1 protein-coding gene is annotated in these 251 nt (G+C 45.8%); it reads left to right on the plus strand.

The window, feature by feature from the left end; translation table 11 throughout:
• Positions 1–251: hypothetical protein (locus DXB77_RS13080; RefSeq protein ID WP_182439496.1), on the plus strand; the 251-nt coding region annotated here is incomplete at both ends.

Raw genomic sequence — 251 nt, forward strand, 5'->3', positions numbered from 1 at the left:
AGTGGTGAAGGTAATGTCACCGTCACCAAGGATGCGACAGCAACCGTAACTGTAACGAATACCTATACACAGGATAGGGGAAGCCTTACTGTAGAAAAGGCAGTTGCAGGATATACCTTTGATACAAGCAAGACATTCATGATTTACGTAACAAACGCTAGCGGCGAATATGTTCTTGCAGATGGAAGCATAAGCGCAACCAAGACAGGAATCAGCGTGCCGGCAAACGGAAGCGTAACGATCAATGACAT

Origin of the sequence: Clostridium sp. OM05-9 (assembly GCF_003481465.1) — a bacterium.
GTDB classification, from domain to species: domain Bacteria; phylum Bacillota; class Clostridia; order Lachnospirales; family Lachnospiraceae; genus Coprococcus; species Coprococcus ammoniilyticus.